The following is a 24,878-nucleotide window of genomic DNA, read 5'->3' on the forward strand; positions in this document are numbered from 1 at the left end:
TGTGACTGTCGAAATTCAATTCTCGATAAGGCATTAGGTGTCTCCTTTGTGGGTCGTTGAAAACTCTAGGATACACCTTTTGTCTTTTACACACTTCTAAAGATATTACCGAGTTGTGCAAATTTAGACTACATACCTTGACATTCTTGGGCATTCTATTATACTGATGTAACCAGCTTTGCAACGACATCATGTCTTTGTAATACAATCGCTACACATCTGATCATTATGTTTTTCAAGGCGTCCGAATATCTACGCCGGAGAGGAAGTGAAACATTTTCGCCAAGTCTATTCTTAGGATAGGGCTACTCATAATAGTTCTGAGTATCTCCGCTAACGCGAACGATGCTTATCGAGTATCGGTTAACAGTCACGAAGATGCAGAGACGCTGTCAAAAGTCGGTGTCAGCCCATTGCTGAGAGTCTCCGGCGGATATCTAGTACTCTGCGCCGAGGAACGATATCCGGACCTGGCCAACTCAGGTCTGTATCATGAACTTGTTGCCTCTGATATTGATCGTACAAAACTCTTATTAGACATGCGCGTTGATTCTGCAAATGTTGGACGATACCCTTTGGTTTTTGAGCAGGGCAATCTCCGGCTGTTTCAGGTAGAAATCTCGGAAGTTGACAAATCACTGAAATGGCCCGGTTTGGCCCCATTGCAAACACATAATTTGAAATTCCTGTACAAAGAACCTCCGACACTGGAAGCTAGGACGACAAAGAATCTTGTAGATCTCAGTGGTCTCATTTCTCAGATAGACACCGATTCCTGCCAATCCTATATGGAGCAGCTTGAAGCATTTGATGGCCGACTGATGGGCACTAGTTCAAACTACGCTTCTCGTGACTGGATTGTGAGCAAACTCCATGACTTTGGCTACGATTCCGTTGTTACCGATACATTCTGGGCTACAAATTTCTGGGAGTCTCCCCCGGTCCATGCCTTGTGTAACAATGTCATAGCCTACAAAGTAGGCACCGAGTATCCTTTGCATCAGATTATCGTCTGTGCCCACAGGGATTCATATCCTCTCTCTTCACCCGGCGCAGACGACGATGGATCTGGTACGACCGCAGTTCTTGAGATAGCCCGCATTCTGAAAGACATCGACACCAGGCAGACCTTTGTATTCTGTTTATTAGATGCAGAAGAAACAGGAATCTGGGGAGCATGGAATTATGCTAATCGAGCTTTCAAAAACCAGGACAGCATAACTCTGGTGCTGAATCTGGATTGCATCTCATATGAGGGGAACTTCGACACCTGTATGCTGTATGGCAATGATGAGGCGTTTGCATATTCGCAGCTATGGCAGGATCTGGCCGATTCACTATCGATTGGCATTCATGGCATACTTATCAACGACCGTGCAGAGTGGGACGGAGTTGCCTTCGATCAGCTTGGCTACAACACTATCAGCCTGGGCGAACAGATATATACCTGGGGCATCCACTCCAATCACGATAGCACTGTCTATTGCGACTTCGACTACCTGGCCAGAATCACCAAAGCGAGTTTGGCCATGGTCTACACCGCCAGCGAAACATATGTTCCGGATCCAATGCTGTTGATTGACTTTCCCAATGATGTTCCTTCACTCATACTGCCAGGGTCCAGCACTAATCTGGATGTAAACATCACTGGTTATGCAGGTGGTCAAATAAGTCCCGGTTCGGGACAACTGCATTATATTGTTGATGATGAGAGTTATGCCTCGGTGGTTATGACCCATCTGTCCGGAGACTCGTATCAGGCTACATTTCCTCCTTTTCCGAATTTGAGCAGAGTACAATTCTATCTGACGGGACAGGAATCAGGTGGTGCGACAATCTATGCCGGCAGTCAAACCAGTCCATTCTATGCCTGCGCAGCGGTTGATGAAACAGTTATTTTTCATGACAATTTCGAGTCCAATCTTGGATGGTACAAATCAAGCACTTCCTCAAGTGGGAACTGGGCTCGGACTAAAGGAGGAGGTTACGGATATTACGGACAGGCTCCCACCGACTACGATCAATCAGGGTACTGCTATTTCACCGGTCCCGAGCAATCATCCTGGGCCCATAGTGACATTGACGACGGTACTACGAGCCTGAGATCCCCGGTTCTCGATGCCACCGAGGGAGTCACCCTGGTTGAATATGCGCGATGGTATAGTAACAATACGGGTAACAATCCTTATGCCGATATCTTCGAAGTCAAAATATCAAATGATAATGGGTACAATTTTGCTCATGTCGCGACCATCGGACCGGTTGAATACTCATCTGGCGGGTGGTTTATACATAAGTACTGGGTGAGTGACTATGTAACACCAAGTGACCAGATTCGGCTTCAGTTTGAGGCATCTGATCTTGGAGATGACTCCGAAGTTGAGGCGGCCATTGATGCGGTTCGGCTATTCCGTTATTCAAGTGGACCTGATGTATTGATCGAAACCGAAAGTCTCCCCGATTGGACGGCGAACCATCCTTATGGACAACAACTGAATTACAGTGGTGGATATGGGGTTGTCTCCTGGACCGACCAAAACAACGATCTTGAGAGCACTGGCTTGTCTCTCTCATCTGTGGGTCTGCTTTCTGGAGTGCCTGTATCTGATGGCCTAATCAGTTTTACGGCTAAGGCGACTGATGGGATAGGGCGGACGGATACTATAACACTCTCCCTTCAAATTAACCCACAACTGCTAATAGACACTACCAATCTGATCAGTCCACAGATTGGAAAAGAATACTCCGCCCAGTTGATGACAGTCGGAGGGACAGGCGTTCAAACATGGACAGATCGCGATGACGACCTTCCGGGGACCGGCCTTGCCTTGTCGTCTGATGGTAATCTTCATGGAATACCATTAGATACAGGATTTGTTAGTTTTGTTGCCCAGGTGGAGGATGAAATCGGTGCGATTGACAACAAGATATATGACTTGCATGTCTATCCCCAGTTTATCTGCGGCGACGTCGATGGTGATACCGACGGCCCGAACATCGCGGATCTGACATATCTGGTGGCATATCTTTTTAACGGAGGACCGCCACCACTGGTTCTTGTGGCAGGCAATATAGATGGCATCACCGGTCCGGGGGGAAAGATAGATATTTCTGACCTCACCTCCCTTGTCGCTTATCTATTCACTGGAGGTTCCGAGCCAGTATGTGAATAACCCATTCATCCAGATATGGTAGCAAGCCAAATCGGCCACCCTTCATATTGAGGGTGGCCGATTTCTTGCCCGATTCTCTGTAGACATTTGCGAACCATAGAGCTCTATAGATTGGTGCAGGAGTCGGGCGATCTTCCCACAACCAGTACACTCGTTTTCTTAGTCCTCGACTACTCCCCTATCGAACACGGTGTCGGAGCATCGCCTCCGGTAAACAGATAGGCAACAAGGGAGGTAAGGTCAGAGACGTTGATTCCCGGCGGATCACCAGCTGAATCAATGTCAGCCTCTTCGTAACAATATGGCGGTGCCCCTCCAGTAAACATGTATGCAACCAGTTTGGTCAAGTCCGCCACATTGACATCATCAAAACGATCATAATCAAAGTTACCGGCGAGATCGCGGCAGCAGACCCACTGTGGGTCCACACAAGTGCATTCGACATACGGACCACCTTCTTCAAGCAGGTTGGCATCATCCCAGTTGATCACACAATCGCCATTGACATCCGCGTTCCATGGACAAGGTATCGGCGGACTACCAAAATGTATATATTCGACAAGCATAGCCAATTCACTGATGTCAGAGAAACCGTCGCCATCAAGATCACCCGGAATTATGGGGAGACAGCCCGGCAAAACAGTAACCGTCCCATCCAAAATAACAACAAGGCTGGTATCCAGACTCACCACTACAATATCTTCAATCAAGATGGAGTCACAATCCTCAGTTCCCATCGGGATTCGTTGCCAGTTGAGACACTCTTCGCCAGCCCATTGAGTACAGATAAAACACGAGGTGTCCGGGATAGTGTCATAGGTGAGGCCAATCGTATTACCCCAGGGATCGGAAAAACTGAAGTGGTCCATGGGGGGGTAGACAATAATCACGTTGACGATCTCCCCTTCGGGATCAACAGGATCAGCCAAAATGTCGAAGGGAATCTTAATAAGACTGCCACCCTGCTGAGGATAAATACCGGGCACTGTGGGCGGGGATATCATGTTGGCTATCCCAGCCACATTTACGTCCGTTCCCATACCGGATATTGATCGTGCATCCACCCACTGCCAGCCCGAGGTTAGAGTGCCTGTCGTATCGAAAGCGGCAGCAGAGATTTCGTTGGTGTCAATCGTGAACCAGTCCCACGAATCATATGGGCTGACCAAAAGGGATTCTACACAGTCCGGTCCAGACCAAGTCAGACATTGCCAATAGCTCGTATCAACAACTGTAGTAACGTCAAGCTGAAAGGTAATTACATCCGGCCGGTCCAGCATAAGCCACATCGCAAATCCGGCTACCGTATCCACATTGTTGTCCAATTTTATCGTCAGCATCCCTTCGCCGTCGGTGGAACTGACGGTCATGTCGAGCACCTCAACAACCAACTCCGGCTGGGCCGCAACTGATCCAGTGGTGACAATCAACGCCCCCGCAATCATCAATACGAATGGAAAAAACCTCAAGGGACCAAAGTTCACACGCATTGTTTACCTCCATGCATGGTTTGGCGGTTCTACTATTGCGGGCGAAAAACGACTACAACAGCAGTAATTGTGAATCTTCTAAACTGTCCCTTAACTCAGGCTACTATAGACAACCTATTCTGGACAAATGATGAGAACAAAATTGCTGTTTCATATACAGCTACTTAATCAATTTACGAAAAAAGGTTCGTTTGTCAAGCGAAACAAGGTAAAACCCGGCTGCCGGATCATTCCTCCAGCCAACTCAGCCTGTCGGCTCCTCGGTCTGAGAGAAAATGGTAATGAAGATGGTCTATCTCCTGGCAATATCCATTGTTGATAATCACCCGAAAATGATCTGACAAACCCAGCTTGTCGGCAATCATCTTGACCTTAGTGTTCAGCATTGATAGTACAACTGCATCGGTCTCATAGAAATTATGTGTTACAGTCTTCGGAATGATTAGCAAATGCACCTGCGCCCGAGGATGGTGATCGGCGATGACGATAACTTCGTCGTCCTCATGAAAAATCTTTGCCGGTATTTCCCGTCGAATTATACGCTCAAATATAGTAGCCATGTAGCAACTATACAGCCCACTGCTAACCAGGGCAATACCAATATTGATGTTGTAGCGCTAATGACATCGTTTCGTCCATCGCATATCCTGCGCCCAATGCGAAGCGAGAACGAGCCACAATGCGGAAAAGTTTTCCTGTGTGTGTTAAATGTTTTTTTCTTTGAAATGGAACCAACTTCGCATTGCATGTGTACGATAAGTCAGGATGGAGATTTGGGTAAACGCAGCAAGCACCTTGAAACAGTGTGGTAATGTACAGACAGGGTCCGACGTTAATCGGATAGTGCAGAAAGGCCTTGACAATTTGCGGATCTGTTTGTAGTATACTCATACCCCACCGGTAAATGAGAACCTTCGATTGCACATTAATAACGTTAAGCGCATATGATTGCGTTTACTGTAGAATAGAATTTTCGCATTTCGGATGAATGAACGCGACCGGCAGATGTCAATGGATTGATTTGGTCAATGCCGATCGCAGAAAGTCACTCACAGCCCGAGGAGGTGAACTTAGATGAAACGCTCAAACATGCTGGTGATCATTACGATCATATTGCTGGCGCCTTCGCTGGTCTTTGCAGCAGCGGCCAACAACTTCATGGCTGGCAAAGCTGTCTCAAAAGACGCCAGTACGATAGTAATACCGCTAAGTATTACTAACGAAGCCAATCTGGCAGGAATCGATATTCCACTACAGTTCTCGGAGGGCGTTACGTTGAAAGCGGTAACGTTTGAGAACACACGGACGGAGTATTTTGATCTGAAGCTTGCCAATATCAACAATGATAACAATACGGTTGTTATTGGTCTACTTCCGCAGATGACTCCTACTTTCAAGCCCACCCTGGCCGCTGGAACTGGTCCAGTAGCCAACCTGGTCTTCGAAATTAACGATGTCAATGTGGATGAAATCAAGCTTGATGCCATAGTACTGAGGGACCCGGGGCACACGCTGTGCTATGTGTACCAGGACAAGGTGGCCGGAACTACGCAAATGCGTATGGAACGGCCGGAGTTCGAAACTGTAACCGTGGCTCTGTCAAATGTGGCTCCGGATTCTCCGGATATGCCCACAAAATTCAGCCTGGGTCAAAACTACCCTAACCCATACAACCCAACTACAATGATCGCTTACGATGTGCCCTCGGCATCCCATGTGACATTGTCGGTGTTCAATGTCCTGGGGCAGGAAGTTGCTACCCTCGTTGATATGGACAAGGAAGCTGGTTCCTATCAGGTCGAATTCGATGGATCAGGTATCGCAAGTGGTGTGTACTTCTATCGCATCTCTGCCGACAACTTCTCCCAGACCAAAAAGATGGTTTTGGTGAAGTAAGAATCTGCCTACTTTGGAATTATTGTTGAAGCGATTCCAATCATAGGCTCGTATAAGCTACTTTCGTCGACGAAAGCCCTGGCTGTTAGCCACAGCAGGGCTTCTTTTTTTATCATATGTGTGGTAACTTTTATCAGGAAGCTGTGATCTGTATTTCGTAAGTCTGGCCTGACCTCCCTGACAGATATCGACATTTCTTGCGTCATTCCAAGTTCTGCGCTGATCCCGCCACACATCCTGCGCCCATACGACACTTAACACATACTCCGAGAATTACTGATCCCGACAATCTCCTGTGCGATAGTAAGATTCGGCATTGGCGCTAGTATTGGCACGGTATTTGTTTACAATATTGATAGTCGGAGAAACGACGTAAGCTGACAGTCCGCAACCCGTCGGCTTGCCGGAAAGACATGAGCAGTATTTCTTGGCGGTTAGGCTGTTCAATGAGTTCTCCGTCTGGTGAGGAGAGAGAGGTCTCGATGAGAGTTGGGACCTTTTTCTTATGCCTTTTTCCGAACTCACAGAAGCTGGAGAACTCTTAGCGGATGATCAGTTTCTCAATGTCGCTGTCGCTAGCGGGTGCAACAGTACAAACTCGACCCTTCCCCTCTTCCCCAATTGTCACGTCTACCTCAGATTCGCCTCTGCCCGAACTATAGCGCACCGTAACTGCAGCAGCAATTTCGATATTCTCCTCACTTGCATTACCAATCAACAGCGTAAGCGGCGAACCCCATTCAAGAGCCTCCATTTTGAAATAATGAGGGCGCATGCAGGACAGGATCGAATTGTTGTCCTGTTCGTTGCGTCCAACAACAATTTTGGTATTTTCATCGAGTCGAAAATGTCGCCCGAACCGTAAGAGATTGAGATCGTCGAAATCAATGTTCTCGCTGTGCGCCAGCAAATCGCGCAACCTGCACGAATAATTAGCATCGGTTAGCAAACACCCCGAAGCCGGATTGGGATAATCCTTCAACCCGAACTCAGCGGCCAGTTCCATCTGCCGTTTGCGACTACGCCCCTGGATCGCCTCAAGTTGTTCACGATCAATCAGACCACTAAGCTCAACATCGGTGGGCGGAAGCAGTTTTGCTGAGAGTGGACGCAGTAATTTCCCTTTCAAACCTGATTTGTTCGCCACTAGATTCAACTTGTCGCGTACTTGCGACATGGGCCGCTGGCCCATGACCTCGCCGGTAATAATGAAGTCGGCTCCAACCATCTTCATCAGTTCGTGCGCCTCATTGAGCATCAATATCCGACAGTCGGTACAGGGGTTCATGTTTTTCCCCCGACCATGTTTGGGGTTGATTACAATATCGACGAACTTCTGCCCCAGATGCATCAGCTTCACATTGAACCCAAACTTCTCCGCCGCAGGGTAGGGATTTGATCCGCAGGATGAACGATCCCCCAGATCACAGCCAAAATGTGTCATAAACGTTATCGCAGTAACTTCGATGTCCTGACGTAGCATTAGGAGTATTGCCAGGGCTGAATCAAGCCCTCCTGAGAAGAGAGCAATGGCGTGGCCACGTTTTGGAGTGTGTTGTTCATTCACCGTCAATGTTTCCTCAGATCGCCTATGTACCAATCATACAACACAGACATTTCAATCCATCCCAAAAACTCATGGGTGCCAATATAAGTGATCCTCACCTATCACCCAAGGCCTTTTGCCTTGACTTGAGTCTACAGGCCGCCTATATAGCGCGGGAGTACAAATGTAAGGATAAAAGACCATTTTTACCGCTATCAACAACTGGCTAAAACATTTCGCACACGAGTTACAGGGCCAGTTCTTCTTTGCTCTGAAAGCCGTAGCGGCGATATTCAGTCGGCCGTTTTACTTGACCGAGACCATCGAACAGATGCATTACGTTGGAGTGGGGTCCGTGTATCTCGTGGTCCTGACCGGTGTTTTTGCCGGCCAGGGTTTTGCGCTGGCTTTCTCGGCCGAGTTGGCTGATTTTGGCGCCAAGAATTACCTCGGCCGCATCATGGCTATTGCTATTATTCGCGAGTTGGGACCGGTTCTAGCGGGACTGATGGTCGCTGCCAGGGTAGCCGCCGGCATAACGGCGGAAATCGGTGCCATGAAATCATCCAACCAGATAGACGCCATGGTTGCCTTTGGCGTTGATCCGATGAAGAAACTGGTTGTGCCTCGCCTGATTGCTTTAGTTATGATGCTGCCGGTTTTAACTGTCATCTGTGATTTCATCTCCCTTTTGGGAGGATGGGTCATCGCTCACTTCATAGCACACGTAACCACAACCATGTACTGGTCAGCGGTGCGGGAACGGCTGACTTTCGGCAACCTGTTCATCGGTCAGCTCAAACCAGTTGTCTTCTCCTTTATTATAGCCTTCATCGCCTGTTATAAGGGGTTCACGTCGGTAGGGGGCACCAAGGGTGTTGGCCGGGCCACCACCGAGTCCGTGGTGCTTTCATCAATTACTATCCTGGTTGTGAACTTCTTCATTACCAAGATCGTTTTCTCCGTCATCAAAGGCTATTTATGATCGAACTGCGTAACATCCACTTCTCCTACTCCGACCGGCCTATCCTCAAGAATGTGTCCTTCACTGTCGGCGATGATGAGGCGCTGGTCATCATGGGTCCCTCCGGTTCAGGCAAATCGACTATCCTGCGTCTGATCCTGGGGCTTGAATGTCCGCAGCAGGGAGAGCTACTCATTGACGGCGCGAACGTTTGCACTATGAGAGAGAAGGACCGAAGGAAGCTCCGTAAGAAAATCGGTATGGTCTTTCAAGCCGGAGCTCTGTTCGACTCTTTGACGGTCGGAGAAAACGTCGGTTATTACCTGATCGAACACTCGCAACTACGACATAGAGAGATATTCGAGAAGGTCATGGAAATGCTCGGCTTTGTGGGCTTGGATGCGGACGAAGTAATCGACAAACTGCCTGAGGAGCTTTCGGGCGGCATGCGAAGGCGGGTGGCGATCGGAAGAGCCTTGTTATCGACCGACCCGAAAATTATGCTCTATGACGAACCTACCACCGGTCTTGATCCCCGTGCAACGGAGAAGATTCTCGACCTGATCGGGAAGCTGCATTCTGAAAAACCGATTGCCTCTATCATGGTTACCCATCAAATTGTAGATGCCCTGACTATGGCCGACCGGTTTGTGGTCATAGCCGACGGTGAACTGGCTTTTGACGGCAACCGAGAGCAATTGCACACCAGCACTAATCGCCGAGTGAAGGAATTCCTTAAACCTTTCCTGACTTCCTTCGCTGACGTAGCGCGGCAGCATTTTGTAACTGGAGTAGATGTAAACGAAGGACCCTCCGGCCCGTAAGGGAGGTCCGACTCAGATATTCGAGGTAATGAAAGAGAATTGCCAATATGAAAAAGTCTACTGATATCAAATGGGGTAATCTCAAAGTAGGATTGATCCTTTCCTTTGCCGTAATCGTCATGTTCTGGGCTTCTCTCGGTGGCGGCGGGACATCGATCTGGGATGCTAAGGTCAAGTTCAAATGCTTTTTCAGCAGCGTCAACGGACTCGTGCCGGGCGCTCCGGTCTGGATGGCCGGCGTTGAAGTCGGTAATGTCCGTAGCGTAAGATTCGTGAACCTCGACGCCAGGCGCAAAGTGGAGATTGTCTGCCGGATCAAAAGGGATGTCTGGCCGATGATGACCGAAGACACTAAAGTGCAACTGGGAACGATCGGTTTCCTGGGCGACAAGTACGTCGAGATCCTCCCCGGTACCAAGGGACTACCCATCCTGGAGGAATATGCTACGGTACCGGTGGTATCCGCGGCTGATATCGAAACTCTGTTCAAAACGGGCGAAGAGACTATCGGAGATGCTCGTGCAGTTGTTAATGGACTCGATACACTTCTGAATCGGATGAATCGCGGCGACGGCACCTTAGGACAGCTGGCGACCAATGATGAATTGTACGTCAGTATGGCAGCCCTCCTTGAGCGTCTGACTTCTCTGACTGCTGATCTGCAAAAGAATCAGGAGCGGATCATGGTCTCAATAGAGAAAACAGCCAATTCGGTTGAGACACTGACCAACCAGGTCAACACCAGTCAGGGGACAGTCGGCAAGTTGATCAACGACCCAAAACTGTATGACAATCTCAATGCTGTGTCCTCGCGTCTCGACAGCATCGTCAATAAGATCAACACGGCAGAAGGATCGTTGGGATTGATGGTCAGTGATACGGGACTGTATGTCGAGATGACCAACTTGATGATCCGCGTAGGCAACCTCGTCACCGACATCGAAAAGAATCCCGGCAAGTACTTCAAGTTCTCAGTATTTTAGACGCCAGTCTTGTTCAAAATGGCTTTGTTTGGTAATACGCGTTTTGCGTTTTTGGTGTAACTCCCTGTCATTGGGTGCGTAAGACGGATTTTCTTATAGTTTCAACCGGTGAAAACGTAGTAAAATTGGTGCACCTTCTGTAGTCTCCTTGTATTGAATCTGTGGTTGTCATTTGTGAACGTTTCATGCACAAGGGTTGAGGGCAAGAAACTGGGGTGATGTAGTAGGGATAGTGGCAGACATGGCCTGTATCCCGGGTGCCCGGCTCAAACTCGTTTGGCAGGCATCGCCTGTTGTCCGAAGCACACGATCTTAATGTGACCGCAGACTCATTTCAAGAAGACCATCTTTCTGGAGAGCTTCGTACTACCGGCCTTTAGTTCATAGAGATATACACCAGAGGAAACACTGTTACTTCTTTCATCATTACCATCCCACACTGCTACATTGTAACCAGTTCCCTTTCTTCCATCAACGATTGTCCTCACATGTTGACCCAGAATGTTATATATGGTCATTGTTACATGCGAATCTTCTGACAGATAGTATTCAATTGTCGTGGTACTGTTGAATGGATTTGGGTAGTTCTGCTCCAGCTTGTGAGTCGATGGGATGAGGTGTGCTCTCTCCAAGAACTCCATCGATTTCACAATGTTGAGGATTCCCCAGCCATAGTCGTTGTTGGGGTAAGGCGTTCCTCGTGGAGTTGCGCCGGCAAGCAAAGCTTCCTTAATCTCGCGGGCGGTCGTGTTCGGTGCAAACTGCCGGAGGATTGCTATGGCACCGGCCACATGCGGAGACGCAACGGATGTTCCCCCTGTGATCATGTATCCACCGTCTACGATGGATGACCTGACATATGCACCTGGAGCACACAGATTCGGTTTGATCGATACCGAGTCGCATGAGGACGGTCCCCTCCCTGAAGAGATGTAGACCTCTGAGTTTCGATGATCAATGGAACCTACTGCGAAATTCGTGAGAGAATCGTCTGCTCGTGTTGCTGGACTTCCGACTGTCATAGGACCGGGTCCATAGTTTCCGGCAGAATTAACGACAACAATACCAAGGGCTTCAACCATGTCAATCTGATCCCACCATCGATCATAACAGCCGGTGTTTGTGAGCATACTAATATTGATGACGTCCGGCATGTCCGCTGTGGTGTTGGGGTCTTCATCGGGATCTGCGGCCCATTCCCAACCGGCGAAACCTCCGAATATCCACTGTGCACCTGGGGCGACTCCAATTGTGTCTCCCGTACTATCATCATGACCTATCATGATCCCGGCAAGAAGAGTACCATGTGACGTATGAGCCGTAGGAAAATCGCAATTCCTACAGGCTGCTCTGGGATTCCCATCATGACCTTTCCAATTGTCATACAGGGCTGGATGACTGCCATCGACTCCAGATGCATCAAAGACGCAAACGATTCGACCTTCTCCTGTGTATCCCAACGCCCATGCTGAGTCGGCACCTATATATGATACGTTTGGTTCCACACTCAACTGAGCTCCGCTCTTTCGTGATTGATCTTCGCGAATGAATTCCGGTACCATTTGATGATACTCAGGATATTGAAATACTCTCTGAACACCGGCCTCAGCGGATACTTCATTCACCTGGGAAGCAGCCAAATCAACTGATATTGTATTCGTCAGCCAATGGCTTTGTACATTCGCCGCCAAGCCGGATTCCTCTAGAATCTGAAGATAGCTCAGAATGTCCCGCTGGGTATTTTCTGCTATCTGTCTTAGTTTTCTGAGACCATACAACCGCCGTTCATGGAGCGTTGAACAAAGACGGTCCATTTCCTCAATTAGCTCTGAGGCAACAACTCCTCCCGCAATAGCCAATTCAACATGCACAACTTCATCCGGAGAAAGTTGGCTTACAATTTCAGAGATTTCCGGATCTATTATGTTTGACAAATCAGGAGCAGACTTTGCATTCGGTAGAATCATCCCAATGAGTAGCAGAAGGAGTGTAATGTTGCGCATATCGAAAGAAAACACGATTTTCAGCCGGAGTCAAGTGCAAGTCGATGTCGGATTTCTCAAATCATGCCCAAACGAGTTTGAGCATGGCACCCGAGGAGAAGACTGGATGCCGGATCAAGTCCGGCATAACAGATTTATGGCTGACATCCAAAAAAAACAGGCGATGCCTGCTTCGACTCCGCTCACAGGCATCGCCTGGTAGCATGACGGAACAATTGCTACTCGATGACTTTGAATTCCCCAATGCGGTCGAGGCGGAACGTTCGCTCGCCGCGGGCACGTTCGCAATAGGCATTAATATAGTATATCTCGCCCAATTGGTAGAAATGCTCCGGTCGGATCACCCGTGTCGTGGGCTGGTTGGAAGGAGTCTGGTACACAATATGCACTCGCAGTTTTTCATCTCTGGCCCGATTCAACTCGGAGTGTTCCTGGGGTAAATCAGCCTGTTGCGCCCGCCAATCATCCATAGCATAGGTCGAAGCCATATGTGAGAAGTCAGACTTTTTCTTGATGTTGCCAAACTTCGGCGCAATCAATTCAAACAGTTTTTGAACCAGTACCGCATCTCCCAGCGCCCGGTGATCCTGAGTTTCGGCTATGGAATAATGACGTGCCAATCCCAACAATGAGTACGAAGACAACCCCGGAACATACCTTTGAAAAAGATCGACGGTATCGAGAATTGTATTTTCACCGAAATCCAGTTCCGCCCGTTCAAGTTCACACCCAACAAACGAAATATCAAACGGCGCATTGTGGGCAATCAATATAGAATCCGGACTGCAAAATGACATGAAATCTGCTATCACTCCGGCCGCCTCAGGAGCATCCACTAACATATCATCGGTAATGCCATGAACTCGAATTGACTCTGGCGGAATTGATCTCTTGGGATTTACCAGTGACTCGAAAACCTCTGTCTCGGACTGTCCGCACCGGAACTTCACCGCCCCAATCTCGATTACCCTATTGGCTGGAGCCCAAAGTCCTGTGGTCTCGGTGTCAAACGCTACAAACGTCTGCTCTCTGAGGTACGCGCTGATTTCAATCTCTGGTTGCATCCCGGCTAATATGTCCGTTTCAAATTCGATTGACAACTGCTTTTGGCTTTCTATCTTGAGAAACAAGGAATAATGAATGTTATTGATCTATCCAAATGCACCAGACCTGTCGCGGAATCCTGCCCCTCGGACAAAGATTATGACGCGATACCAGCCGACTTCTGCTTCCGGCCTTCAGGATACATAGGCGACAGAGACGTTTTCCTGCCTCTTATAATAGCAGCCGACAATGCATTGATCTAAAGGAGTAGTGACATAATGGCCTTAATACTGAACGGTTCCGGCCTGACCATCGACAAACTGGTCAAAGTAGCCCGACACTATGAACCGGTGGAACTATCTGCCGACGCTCTGGCCCGGATTGAAAAATGCCGGACTATGCTCGAAAAGAAAATCGAAGCCCATGAAATCATGTACGGCGTCAATACCGGTATCGGTGAGTTCTCCGAGGTCGTACTGGATGATAACCAGATAGAGGATTTCCAGAAATACCTCATCTATAACCATTCAGCCGGAATTGGCGATCCAGCCCCGATAGAGTATGTGCGCGGGGCAATGACGGGCCGAATCAATGTTCACGCTCACGGCAACTCCGGCGTCCGTCCCGAGATAACCCAGACGCTGGTCGCAATGCTCAACAAAGGTGTGACACCTTTCGTTTGTCAGAAGGGTTCTGTCGGAGCTTGTGGTGATCTTGCCCCTATGGCGCAGATAGCCCTGTTGATGATGGGCGAAGGCAAAGCCTACTATGAAGGTGAGTTGCTTGACGGCAAGACGGCTATGGAGAAAGCCGGAATTCCAATTCCGGGTTTACAGGCTCGTGATGGTCTGGCTGTCATTAATGGCTCGAATCTCCTCACCGCCATGAGCGCTATCTTCCTCCACGATGCAGCCCGATGGCTCAAACAGGCCGAGATCGGTTGCGCTATGTCGCTTGAAGCACTCAAAGCCAACATGAAGCCATACAGTGCCAGACTGCATGAGGTGCGTGGTTTCAAGGGAGCTGTTCGGAGCGCAGAGGCAATCCGAAAACTCGTGGCCGGTGGAGATCTGGCTGAGGGAAAAGTCAAATGCAAGGTCCAGGATGCCTACTCGATGCGCTCTACACCTCAAGTTATTGGTGCGGCTCACGATGCCCTCGCGTATGCGCGTTCACAGGTTGAGATCGAACTCAACGGTGTCGGCGACAACCCGATCTTCTTCCCCGACGAAGGTATACAAATATCAGGAGCGAACTTCCAGGGAACGCCGGTTGCGCTGCCGATGGACATGGCCGGTATCGCCATCACTATGGTAAGCATCATTTCTGAGCGAAGGATGAACCGACTCAACAACCCGGCGCTCAGCGTTGGCCTGCCCCCTTTCCTGACCAAAGGGGCCGGCATGTTCTCCGGTCTCATGCTCAGCCAATACACCGCCGATAGCCTTATCGTCGAACAGCGAATCCTGTCGGCACCGGCTTCAGTGCAATCAATACCGGCCGCAGCCGACCAGGAGGATTTCGTCTCGATGGGCATGAATACCGCCCTGAAGAACTTCCAAATTCTTGATAACGCTTGTGGAATTCTCGGTATTGAAATAATGGCTGCCGCTCAGGCCCTCGATTTCCGTGATTATGGCTTCGGAAAGGGTGTTACCAAAGCATACGAAGTAGTGCGCCGTCACGTCGATTTCCTCGATATTGACCGACCTCTCTACCCTGATCATACGAAGATGCAACAGGTCATTCGCTCCGGCGAAATCCTGATAGAAGTAGAGAAAGAAATCGGCTCGCTGGAGTAAGGGTCAACAACGGGAACTTCCCGATATCTGCCGGGTGTAAGATTGAAGTTTGTAGGTTACTGCTCAAGTGGCAAGTTTTGCCTTGACTTGAGCGAAGGAAACGTTAATTTATTGGGCTTAACCCGAGATGGGATAATAGCTTCTAACGTCCTTTTGGAGGAATGAAATGTACGCCGTTTTTGAAGTTTCCGGAGTCCAGTTTACAGCTCAGGAAGGTGATGTCCTGAAAGTTCCCTTACAGAAAGCTGACCCGGGAAGTAAATTTAACATTGAGCAAGTCCTGCTTGTCAAAAATCAGGATAGTACTCTTATTGGTACTCCGACCGTAGCCGATGCAAAAATCGAAGCCGAAATCATGAGTGAAGGCAAGTCTGACAAAGTGCTTATTTATAAGTATAAACGTCGCACGAAGTACCGTCGTACCCAGGGTCATCGCCAAAAATACACGGAAATCAAGATCAACAAGATCGTATCACCTGGCAATTAGGATATATTGACTTCCATATGTAGACAGAGAGCACGGATTGCCCTGGTCTGCTGCATATTTCTGCTGGTCGGAGCTACTATTGGCTCGGCCCAACAGGTGTATCAGGTCGTCGATGTTAGCGTCGAGGGGAATCGGGTAGCAACACGCTCGCTAATAGTCGGCGTGTCATCGCTTGATGTTGGTACTTCTCTGACTCCTACTGCTATCGCCGAAACTATCAGGCGTCTTTACGGCTTGGGGATGTTTTCCGATGTTCGTATTGATGCCGAGCCGGTCACAGGCGGAGTCAAGGTATATATTATTGTCGCTGAGCTGCCCAAACTGGTCGGTCTCGAATTCTCTGGCAACAAGAAGATCAATACCAAGGACCTGAGAGAAGAACTGAAGCTCGGCGTTGGTGGATACATTTCCCCCTATCTTGTCCAGGAAAAGAAGAACGCAATACTTGAAACCTATGCAGAAAAGGGCTACTTCCGGGCCAATATCATCCCGAACCTCAACTTCAATTCCGACTCTTCCGAAGCAATCCTGAGTTTCCAAATCGAAGAACGCTCCAAAGTCAAAGTCGAGACAGTCACCCTGACCGGTAACAAACGGGTCAAAGCCGATAAACTGATCAGTCAGATGCGTAATCGGAAGCGAGGATTCCTGAAAAGCTCTGACTTCGCTCAGGATAAGTACGAAGAAGACCTTCAGAAAGTGATCGTCGAGTATCACAAGCGGGGATTTATCGACGCCCATCTTGTTTCCGACTCCATCGCTATCGACTCAGTCCGCAACCGTATGACCATATTTCTGGACGTGTACGAGGGCCCTAAATACTATTTCGGTGAAGTCACTCTCAACGGTAACGAGGAATTGCCGGACAATGCGCTTATGAGCGTCATGAAGTTCAAAGCTGGTGATGTTTTTGATATAGAGAAGTATGAAGAATCCTGGAATGAATTGGGTTCCGCCTACTATGAGATCGGACACCTCCATGTTCGTATAGCTGACGAACGTCATACGCGCACCGATTCGATTGTCGATGTTCAGTATGAGATTAGCGAGGGCGTGCCATCGCACGTCAACCTGGTGAACATCATAGGCAACCGTAAGACCAAAGAGAAAGTCATCCGCAGGGAACTGTCGGTACGACCAGGCCAGAAGTTCAGCCGAACGCGTCTGATTCGCTCGGTGCGTGATGTCATGGCTCTGAATTTCTTCACCAATGCCGAGCCTATTCCGCTAAACCTGCCAAATGGTGATGTTGATATTGAGTTTCAAATCGAAGAGAAACAAACCGGCCAGATTTCGGCCGGGGCCGGGTATAACAGTCAGGATAAAGTAGTCGGTACTTTCGGCATGGGTATCCCGAACTTTCGGGGTAATGGACAAAACCTGTCGTTCAATGTCGAGTTTGGTAAACTCCGCAATTCTTTCTCGGTTTCCTTCACTGAACCATGGTTCATGGGCCGCCCAACTCTTATGGGTGTAAATGCTTTTGCTACAAATCGACGCTGGTATGACGACTACACCGAAGGACGTACCGGCGGCTCGATTCGTCTGGGACGACGGTTACAGTGGCCCGACAATTACTTCCGAATCTATGCCACATACGCGCTGGAACGGAACCGCTTCTTTGACTTTGACGAAACATACCTCGACCAGAATTCCTACAAATCACACCACTACTATGATGACCCGACCACAGCCGACACGCCCTACGACGTCGCCCTCGACCAAACGGTTCACGGTCCGTATCCCGGTTCGATAATTCGCTATGGCGATGATACCCATACAGCCTCCAGAATCGCCATCTCCTTGATCCGTGATTCTCGTAATCTGCCTGAGTTCGCTACCGCAGGATCAATGATCTCATACCGAGTAGAAAACACTGGCGGTGTCATGGGGGGTTACTGGAAATATCAGAAACACAGCATCTCGCTAGCCAAGTTTATACCATTGTTTGGTAACATCGCTCTGGCAGCCAAGGTCCATTACGGAGTCGTTACTTCGCCCGCTGGAGACAACCGTATCCTGATCTCAGATCGGTTCACTCCCGGAGGAACGAGCTATACGGGTATAGTACGCGGGTACGACGACGGCAGCCTTACTCCGGATTCGATGGTGACGCAATCCGACACTACTTTTTTCTACAGTGACCCCAACGCCATAGCAGGCCTCGACCCGGCTCAGGATACAACTTTTAGCAACTATAGCACTCGCGTTCGGGGCAAGTACATGCTGACCACCAATATCGAATTGCAAATACCGATTTCCCAACACCAACTGTATGCCTTGCTGTTTTTCGATGCTGGCAACTCGTGGCTGAATCGCTCCGACATACGGCCATTTCGAGATGTCTACCGCAGTGTTGGTCTTGGTTTTAGAATTGTGGTGCCAGCTATCGGCACAATCGGGTTTGATTTCGGCTACGCCCTGGATGACGTCACTGGACAAGACAAGGGGTGGAAACCGCATTTCCAGATGGGAACAACGTTCAGATAACAATAAACTTATTGGGGACCAAAATGATTAGGATTCCGAAATTCGCGCTGGGATTGACCTTGGCTTTGGTGTTTGTGCTGTGGTGCAGCTCAGGAGTCGGCGCTCAAGGATTAAAAATCGGATACATCAAGGACGAACGTATCTACCAGGAATGGGATGCCTGGCTCAAAGCCCAAGAAGATTGGGTGACCGAAAGTAAGGCCTGGGATGAAGAGGCAAATACCAAGCAAGAGGCTCTCGAGGAATTAGTTGCGGAATATGAAAAACAGAAACTAATCCTGTCCGACGAAAAAAGAAGCGAACGTGAAGCCGCTATTCGAACCAAGGAAGCGGATCTCGATGCTTTTACGCGTCAGATTTACGGCCCACGTGGAACAGCCGAACAAAAGCAATCCCAGCTCATTCAACCCCTACTGGATCGATTGGCACGAGCGATAGAAACCCTGGCAATTGAGAGCGAGTACGATGTCATTTTCACTCTTCAGGGAATCGGCTATATTAAAGAGAGTTATGAGGTGACCGACAAAGTCCTCGAGTTGCTTAATGAACTCGAAGAATAATACACACTACACGCTTGAGGCTATCGCCAAGACGGTTGGCGGAACGGTTGAAGGCGACGGCGATGTCGAAATAACCGGCGTCGCCCCGATTGAATCGGCCACATCGTCGCAGATCAGCTTTGTAGCTGACGACCGTTATAAGAAACATGTCGCCACTACTGCGGCGGGTGCCTTGGTTCTTGATGAGAATATCGAGTGTCCGCAGAAACCGGTTCTACGGCACTCTCTCCCCTACCTTGCCTTCGCTCGGATTATTGATCTTTTTCATCCGCACGAACCCCTGGTGGAGCCAGGCATCCATGAGACAGCCGTCGTTGCAGACAGTGCCCGGATTGATCCTACAGCGGGCATAGGTGCTCTGTGCCATGTTTGCGACGGAGCTGTAATTGGTCCCGGGTGCGAATTGTCATCATCTGTGTTCGTCGGACGTGATGCGACGCTGGGGGAAAACTGCCGCATCTATCCGGGCGCCAGAATACTTGAACGGTCACGTATCGGCAACAACGTCATTATCCACGCTTCAACGGTGATTGGCTCTGACGGTTTCGGATATGCCGAATCCGATACCGGTCTCAGGAAGATCAAGCAAATCGGATGGGTGGAGATTGATGACGACGTTGAGCTTGGCTCCAACGTATCGGTAGACCGTGGAGCGCTTGGTCCTACGCGAATCGGTCGGGGCACCAAAATCGATAACCTGGTGCAGATTGCTCATAACGTAGAAATTGGCCAACACTGCATTATCGTAGCACAGGTTGGCATTTCGGGCTCGACAAAGATCGGCGACGGAGTGGTTTTTGGAGGACAGGTAGGAGTGGTCGGCCATATTGAGATCGGTGACGGCGTTAAAGTTGGTGCTCAATCAGGAATCGCCAAGTCTGTCCCCGCCGGCAAGACAGTCTTCGGTAGTCCCGCCCTCGACATTATGACCACCATGAAAATAATAGCCTCCATGCCCAAACTACCCGATCTTCTCAAGAGAGTCACCAAGCTCGAAAAGAAGATGAACGAGTAGTCAGGTCGCCAGTTTCTCCTCGAGTTCAGCTATCTTGCGCCAATTAGCTTCCATCTCTCCAACGTGTATAATCACTCGATCCGTGTTACCGGCCGCCGCAGCCGATCGCACTAATTGGAGTACCTCCCACTGACGCCTGTTGATGACCTTCCAGGACGCTACCTGGTTTCCAAGAGCTTCGACAGTCGCGTTCAATTCGTTCGCAATCGACCGGAGATGAGGTGTCGAGTCAAGCCCGTAAACCCGACTGACAAGATCACCAGCAGCCATTTCGCGTAGCCGTGCTTCAAGGACTGAGGCTACTCCGCGTGCACGTATCAAGGGCAAAATGGCCATGACTCCAATAGCAGTCAGCGCCGCGACCACCGCCGAAATCATGTACGGCATCAGCGTCATTGCGGCCAGTTCCAGACCACCTCCAGCCCGATCCATACCGGGAACGGAGACGATATCGCTAAAATACAGAATAATCGCGGCCGACAGGATGATCGTTGAACCGATCATCAGGGCTACTCTCCAATACGCTCGCGCCAGACTACCCAAAGGCCATACCTCATAATGTATTACATCATCATATCGACGTAACATTAGTAGACGTCGCACATTACATATTATCTATCGACCTCTCCAATGGGCTAACCTTAGTCCAATATCTGGGCGCTCGTGCGAAAATTCAGGACACCAAAAAAGCCCCGGACACAAGGCATCCGGGGCTATCGATAATATTTGTTCAGGAATTAATCAGAACGGCAGATCATCGTCATCCGCTGCGTTTTTGGGTTCCGGGGGTGCCCCTGCTGCCGGTGCGGAAGCCGCTGGTCGACTTGCGCCGGAAGCATCATCACGATCGCCCAGAAATTGGAAGTTCTGGACTACTACTTCCGAGATATATCCTTTGGTACCGTCATCCTTATCCCAGCTCCTGTTATCAATCCGTCCCTCTATATACAGTTGTTTTCCTTTACGACAATATTCGTTGATAACCTCTGCCTGCTTCCCCCAGGCGACAATATTGTGCCAGGTGGTCTTTTCCTGCTTCTGGCCGTCCTGACTGGTCCAGCGCTCATTAGTAGCTAAGCTGAAGTTGACAACTGCACGCGAGCTTGTTGTGTACTTTAGCTCCGGGTCTTTACCCAGCCTACCGACGAGAATTACTTTGTTCACACTCATGGTTTCCCTTTCTTGATGTGCCCTTCCATGAAATCAAACGTCCTCCTACCAAGAGACTCCGCAGCGAAGGCATATTAGATTAAATATACAATCTCTGTATCTCCATTGTCAAGGTACAGGATATTTTCCTTGAATGGCCAGACGCAATCACATATTGTACGGGTACTCTTTTGAAGGTATGAACATGACTAAATGGCTCAACACTGACGATGCTATCGTTACAATTGTACAGTTTCTCGTCAACCGCCTGAAACGATCCAAGATGTCGGGCTATGTCGTAGGGTTATCAGGAGGAATTGATTCCGCTGTGGCGGCAGCCCTGGCGGTTGAAGCGGTCGGAGAAGATAAGGTCATGGGATTGGTAATGCCGTATCGTGGCTCTTCTGAAAGTTCCTTGACTGATGCTGAGACTCTTGTCCGACAATTGAGAATCGAGCACCGGGTAATCGACATCTCACCAATGATTGATGCCTATTATGACACTATCGATGATAACAATCGTTTCCGGGCCGGCAATAAGATGTCGCGCGAACGAATGGCTATCCTATTCGATGCTGCGGCAGAGACCGGTCGGTTGGTCCTGGGTACTGGAAATCGCACCGAGATTTGTTTGGGCTATACCACCTGGTTTGGCGATTCCGCCTGTTCTGTAAATCCAATTGGCGATCTGTACAAAACCGAAGTACGGCTGATCGCCTCTGCTCTCAACATCCCCGAAAAGATTACCTCCAAAGCCCCCTCGGCTGACCTTTGGACGGGACAAACCGATGAAGATGAAATCGGCGTACGATATGAACAGATCGACGCTATTCTGTTCCGAATAATTGAGGAAGGAATTGGATCGGAAGACGAGCTTCTCAAAGACGGATTTGACCGCGATGATGTTAGTCGCGTCGTCACTCTGATCAACCGTAACTGGTTCAAACGCACTATGCCGGAAGTCGCCTCTCTCGGACGATGTCCTATCCCGCAGCAAGTTCTCAATTCCGACGCCAAGAAAACATAATGGATAACTCGAACGGCAAGCTCTACCTCGTCCCCACACCCATAGGCAACATGGGAGATATCACTCAACGAGCACTTGAAGTACTCGGCGAGGTTGATATTGTTGCCTGCGAGGACACTCGACGTAGCGGCAGCTTGCTGAAGAAACTGGGGCTTAGCAAGAAGCTCGTCAGTTACCATGATTTCAACGAATCGACAAGAGCAGGACAATTGCTGGATTCCATACAAGAGGGGAAGTCTGTTGCCGTTATCACCGACGCCGGAACTCCGGGCATATCGGACCCAGCTTACCGCGTCGTCCGTGCCGCCATAGACGCCGATATTGAGATCATCCCCCTGCCAGGCCCCAGTTCCATACTCCCGGCTCTGACTGCCTCTGGCCTGCCAACCGACCGGTTTTTTTTCGAAGGATTTCTCCCCAATAAATCGGGCGCACGGCGCACGCGTTTGGGTAAGTTGCTGGACATACCGCACACGCTGATCTTCCTCGAATCCCCGCACCGGGTAGTGAAGTGCCTGACAGATATTCAGGAACAGTTCGGTGATCGTCAGGCATGCCTGGCTCGCGAGATTACCAAATTGCACGAACAGTTCCTGCGCGGATCGATTGGTGACATCCTGGTAGCAATTTCAGGGCGAAGCATCAAGGGCGAAATCGTCCTGGTAGTGGCCGGGGCTGATCGACGTACATCCAGGAAGGGTGCCGAGTGAACCGTTCTCTCCTGAGTCGCTCCTATCTGTTTGACCGTCTCATCGCAGGTTACTCGCTCCTGATGATTCTAGCCATTCTCCTTCTCGGGAGGCCACTGAACCAGTACGTAGATGAGATATTCTTCTATACCGGAGTAGTAGTATTAGTCACCGTGATAGTACACTGGTTAAGTGAAGACCAGGGTGGAATGTATCGTCTCCTGCGGCTGCTGTATCCGCTTATCCTCTTTACATTTCTATACCGCACAACGGGTGGCTTGATGTTCCTCCTCTTCGACGGATTTTTCGACGGCCAACTCTGCGCTTTCGAGAAGTCGCTGTTTGGCGTCAACCCAACTTTGTATATTGACCGCAACTTGCTGTCTCCCTGGCTCACCGAACCGATATCTTTGTGCTATTTCAGCTATTACCTGATGATACCCGTTTTCTTCATTACGGCCTACGTTCGTGGTAGTTACGCCCTGATACGCAGTGCGATGAGCGCCATCTGCATTATGTTTTTCCTTTCATATCTGTTGTTTTTCCTGTACCCTATCGAGGGTCCTCGCTGGCATTTTGTCGGACTTTACCAGAATGCCGTAGAGGGATCGGTTTTCAGGCAGTTGGTGGAAATCGTTATTGAGAAAGGAGCAGTTCGCGGAGGTTGTATGCCATCCTCACACTTTGGAGTGGCCCTGGTGCTGTTGATGTACACCTTCCGCTACTATGCGCGTTCGGTCGCCTGGACGGCTTCAGTATTCACGCTGGGTCTTGGAGTCGGCACGGTATGGGGGCGCTTTCATTATGTCTCGGACGTAGTGGTCGGAGGACTGCTGGGATTGATTGCGACACTAGTAATCTGGAAGTACTCGACAGACAAGCAAGTACAGCCCCGGTCATCAATTCGGAAAGAAGCTAACAATGTGTCCTGAGTTATTTCATATCGGCTCTCTCCCCATTCGTGGATACGGAATCATGCTGGCCCTGTCGTTCTTCGTGGGCGTTCTGTATATCAGGTACGTGTGTCGGAAATATGAACGTCCCTTCGAGCAATACCTCGCCATCGCATACATAATGATCTTTGGCGGTGTGATCGGAGCCAGGCTGTTCTATATCCTGTTCCACCTGAGCGAATTCAGTAACGATTGGTCGTCTGCGTTCAATCCATTTAGTTCAGAGAATTTCGGTATTGCGGGCTTGAATCTGTACGGCGGTGTACTGGTGGCTATCGCCGGCTCCATGGCCTACACGCGATGGAAACGCTTGTCGGTGCTGGACACATTCGATTACTTCTCTCCAACCCTGGGTCTTGGTCTGGGGCTCACTCGTATAGGTTGTTTTCTCAATGGATGTTGCTTTGGTACGCCTACCGATCTGCCCTGGGGCATGTCATTCCCGGCAGGATCGCTACCTTACTTCGCATACCACGATGCGGCATTGCACCCGGCCCAGTTGTACAGTTCGCTCTACGGTTTGGGTCTGTTTCTCGTTCTTCATTACATGATGAAGCGGCGAGCCTTCGTCGGACAGCTGGTCGCCATACTCTTTATGGTCGAGGCAATCTTCCGCTTCGCGATTGAGTATGTCAGGTACTATGAAGATGCTATGCACTTTTCTTTCGATGGCCTCGAACCAACCTACAACCAGTTGATATCGGTAGTGATGTTCCTGGCGGGACTCGGGATATATATCTGGCAAAACAAACATGGCCGGCTGACGTCCAATCCGTAACGCCT

General features: G+C 49.5%; 21 protein-coding genes. 14 read left to right on the plus strand and 7 right to left on the minus strand.

What is annotated here, in order from left to right; translation table 11 throughout:
* Positions 1–413: 413 nt before the first annotated feature.
* The gene (locus KOO62_01085) at positions 414–3,173 is read left to right on the plus strand and encodes a Zn-dependent exopeptidase M28 (GenBank protein MBU8932577.1); all 2,760 of its coding nucleotides are present in this window, start codon (positions 414–416) and stop codon (positions 3,171–3,173) included.
* Positions 3,174–3,343: 170 nt separating this feature from the next.
* Here the strand turns inward: KOO62_01085 and KOO62_01090 are convergent, their stop codons facing one another.
* Positions 3,344–4,663: a hypothetical protein gene (locus KOO62_01090; protein MBU8932578.1), complete on the minus strand. Its 1,320-nt coding sequence runs from the start codon at positions 4,661–4,663 to the stop codon at positions 3,344–3,346.
* 227 nt (positions 4,664–4,890) lie between these two features.
* Complete coding sequence (locus KOO62_01095; protein ID MBU8932579.1) at positions 4,891–5,223, minus strand: HIT domain-containing protein; 333 nt, start codon at positions 5,221–5,223, stop codon at positions 4,891–4,893.
* A 514-nt stretch (positions 5,224–5,737) separates the two neighbouring features.
* Here KOO62_01095 and KOO62_01100 point away from each other — a divergent pair.
* Positions 5,738–6,559 carry a T9SS type A sorting domain-containing protein gene (locus tag KOO62_01100; GenBank protein ID MBU8932580.1) on the plus strand — a complete coding sequence of 274 codons (822 nt, stop codon included), beginning with the start codon at positions 5,738–5,740 and terminating at the stop codon, positions 6,557–6,559.
* Between the two features lie 541 nt (positions 6,560–7,100).
* On the opposite strand, the gene KOO62_01105 is transcribed toward KOO62_01100, so the two are convergent.
* Positions 7,101–8,126: a hypothetical protein gene (locus KOO62_01105; protein MBU8932581.1), complete on the minus strand. Its 1,026-nt coding sequence runs from the start codon at positions 8,124–8,126 to the stop codon at positions 7,101–7,103.
* Positions 8,127–8,307: 181 nt separating this feature from the next.
* Between KOO62_01105 and KOO62_01110 the strand changes: the two genes are divergently transcribed.
* Genes KOO62_01110 through KOO62_01120 form a run of 3 tightly spaced genes read left to right on the plus strand, consistent with a single transcriptional unit; the run spans position 8,308 to position 10,876 of the window.
* Positions 8,308–9,090, plus strand: a complete 783-nt coding sequence (locus KOO62_01110; GenBank protein MBU8932582.1) for an ABC transporter permease — start codon at positions 8,308–8,310, stop codon at positions 9,088–9,090.
* Complete coding sequence (locus tag KOO62_01115; protein ID MBU8932583.1) at positions 9,087–9,893, plus strand: ATP-binding cassette domain-containing protein; 807 nt, start codon at positions 9,087–9,089, stop codon at positions 9,891–9,893. The genes KOO62_01110 and KOO62_01115 overlap by 4 nt, the downstream gene beginning before the upstream one ends.
* A gap of 47 nt (positions 9,894–9,940) precedes the next feature.
* The gene (locus tag KOO62_01120) at positions 9,941–10,876 is read left to right on the plus strand and encodes an MCE family protein (GenBank protein ID MBU8932584.1); all 936 of its coding nucleotides are present in this window, start codon (positions 9,941–9,943) and stop codon (positions 10,874–10,876) included.
* A gap of 329 nt (positions 10,877–11,205) precedes the next feature.
* On the opposite strand, the gene KOO62_01125 is transcribed toward KOO62_01120, so the two are convergent.
* The gene (locus KOO62_01125; protein ID MBU8932585.1) at positions 11,206–12,879 is read right to left on the minus strand and encodes a S8 family peptidase; all 1,674 of its coding nucleotides are present in this window, start codon (positions 12,877–12,879) and stop codon (positions 11,206–11,208) included.
* Positions 12,880–13,097: 218 nt separating this feature from the next.
* Positions 13,098–13,943 carry a WYL domain-containing protein gene (locus tag KOO62_01130; GenBank protein MBU8932586.1) on the minus strand — a complete coding sequence of 282 codons (846 nt, stop codon included), beginning with the start codon at positions 13,941–13,943 and terminating at the stop codon, positions 13,098–13,100.
* A 258-nt stretch (positions 13,944–14,201) separates the two neighbouring features.
* On the opposite strand from KOO62_01130, the gene KOO62_01135 reads away from it, so the two are divergent.
* From KOO62_01135 to lpxD, 5 genes are all read left to right on the plus strand, one after another.
* On the plus strand, positions 14,202–15,725 hold the full coding sequence (locus KOO62_01135) for an aromatic amino acid ammonia-lyase (protein MBU8932587.1): 1,524 nt from the start codon (positions 14,202–14,204) through the stop codon (positions 15,723–15,725).
* Positions 15,726–15,891: 166 nt separating this feature from the next.
* On the plus strand, positions 15,892–16,212 hold the full coding sequence (rplU, locus tag KOO62_01140) for a 50S ribosomal protein L21 (GenBank protein ID MBU8932588.1): 321 nt from the start codon (positions 15,892–15,894) through the stop codon (positions 16,210–16,212).
* A 6-nt stretch (positions 16,213–16,218) separates the two neighbouring features.
* Complete coding sequence (gene bamA, locus KOO62_01145) at positions 16,219–18,702, plus strand: outer membrane protein assembly factor BamA (GenBank protein ID MBU8932589.1); 2,484 nt, start codon at positions 16,219–16,221, stop codon at positions 18,700–18,702.
* A gap of 23 nt (positions 18,703–18,725) precedes the next feature.
* Positions 18,726–19,262, plus strand: a complete 537-nt coding sequence (locus KOO62_01150) for an OmpH family outer membrane protein (GenBank protein MBU8932590.1) — start codon at positions 18,726–18,728, stop codon at positions 19,260–19,262.
* On the plus strand, positions 19,246–20,277 hold the full coding sequence (lpxD, locus tag KOO62_01155) for a UDP-3-O-(3-hydroxymyristoyl)glucosamine N-acyltransferase (GenBank protein ID MBU8932591.1): 1,032 nt from the start codon (positions 19,246–19,248) through the stop codon (positions 20,275–20,277). The genes KOO62_01150 and lpxD overlap by 17 nt, the downstream gene beginning before the upstream one ends.
* Here lpxD and KOO62_01160 read toward each other — a convergent pair whose 3' ends face one another.
* Complete coding sequence (locus tag KOO62_01160; protein MBU8932592.1) at positions 20,278–20,865, minus strand: hypothetical protein; 588 nt, start codon at positions 20,863–20,865, stop codon at positions 20,278–20,280.
* Positions 20,866–21,018: 153 nt separating this feature from the next.
* Positions 21,019–21,447: a single-stranded DNA-binding protein gene (locus KOO62_01165; protein ID MBU8932593.1), complete on the minus strand. Its 429-nt coding sequence runs from the start codon at positions 21,445–21,447 to the stop codon at positions 21,019–21,021.
* 184 nt (positions 21,448–21,631) lie between these two features.
* Between KOO62_01165 and KOO62_01170 the strand changes: the two genes are divergently transcribed.
* The 4 genes from KOO62_01170 to lgt are packed head-to-tail and all read left to right on the plus strand — an operon-like array spanning position 21,632 to position 24,873.
* Entirely contained in the window at positions 21,632–22,453 is an 822-nt protein-coding gene (locus KOO62_01170; GenBank protein ID MBU8932594.1) for an NAD+ synthase, read from the plus strand.
* Positions 22,453–23,163: a 16S rRNA (cytidine(1402)-2'-O)-methyltransferase gene (gene rsmI, locus KOO62_01175; protein ID MBU8932595.1), complete on the plus strand. Its 711-nt coding sequence runs from the start codon at positions 22,453–22,455 to the stop codon at positions 23,161–23,163. Before KOO62_01170 ends, rsmI begins: the two co-directional genes overlap by 1 nt.
* Entirely contained in the window at positions 23,160–24,074 is a 915-nt protein-coding gene (locus KOO62_01180; GenBank protein ID MBU8932596.1) for a phosphatase PAP2 family protein, read from the plus strand. The genes rsmI and KOO62_01180 overlap by 4 nt, the downstream gene beginning before the upstream one ends.
* Positions 24,064–24,873, plus strand: coding sequence for a prolipoprotein diacylglyceryl transferase (gene lgt, locus KOO62_01185; protein MBU8932597.1), 810 nt, complete (start codon positions 24,064–24,066; stop codon positions 24,871–24,873). Before KOO62_01180 ends, lgt begins: the two co-directional genes overlap by 11 nt.
* Positions 24,874–24,878 lie beyond the last annotated feature (5 nt).

The organism is Candidatus Zixiibacteriota bacterium, from assembly GCA_019038695.1.
Classification (GTDB): domain Bacteria; phylum Zixibacteria; class MSB-5A5; order GN15; family FEB-12; genus B120-G9.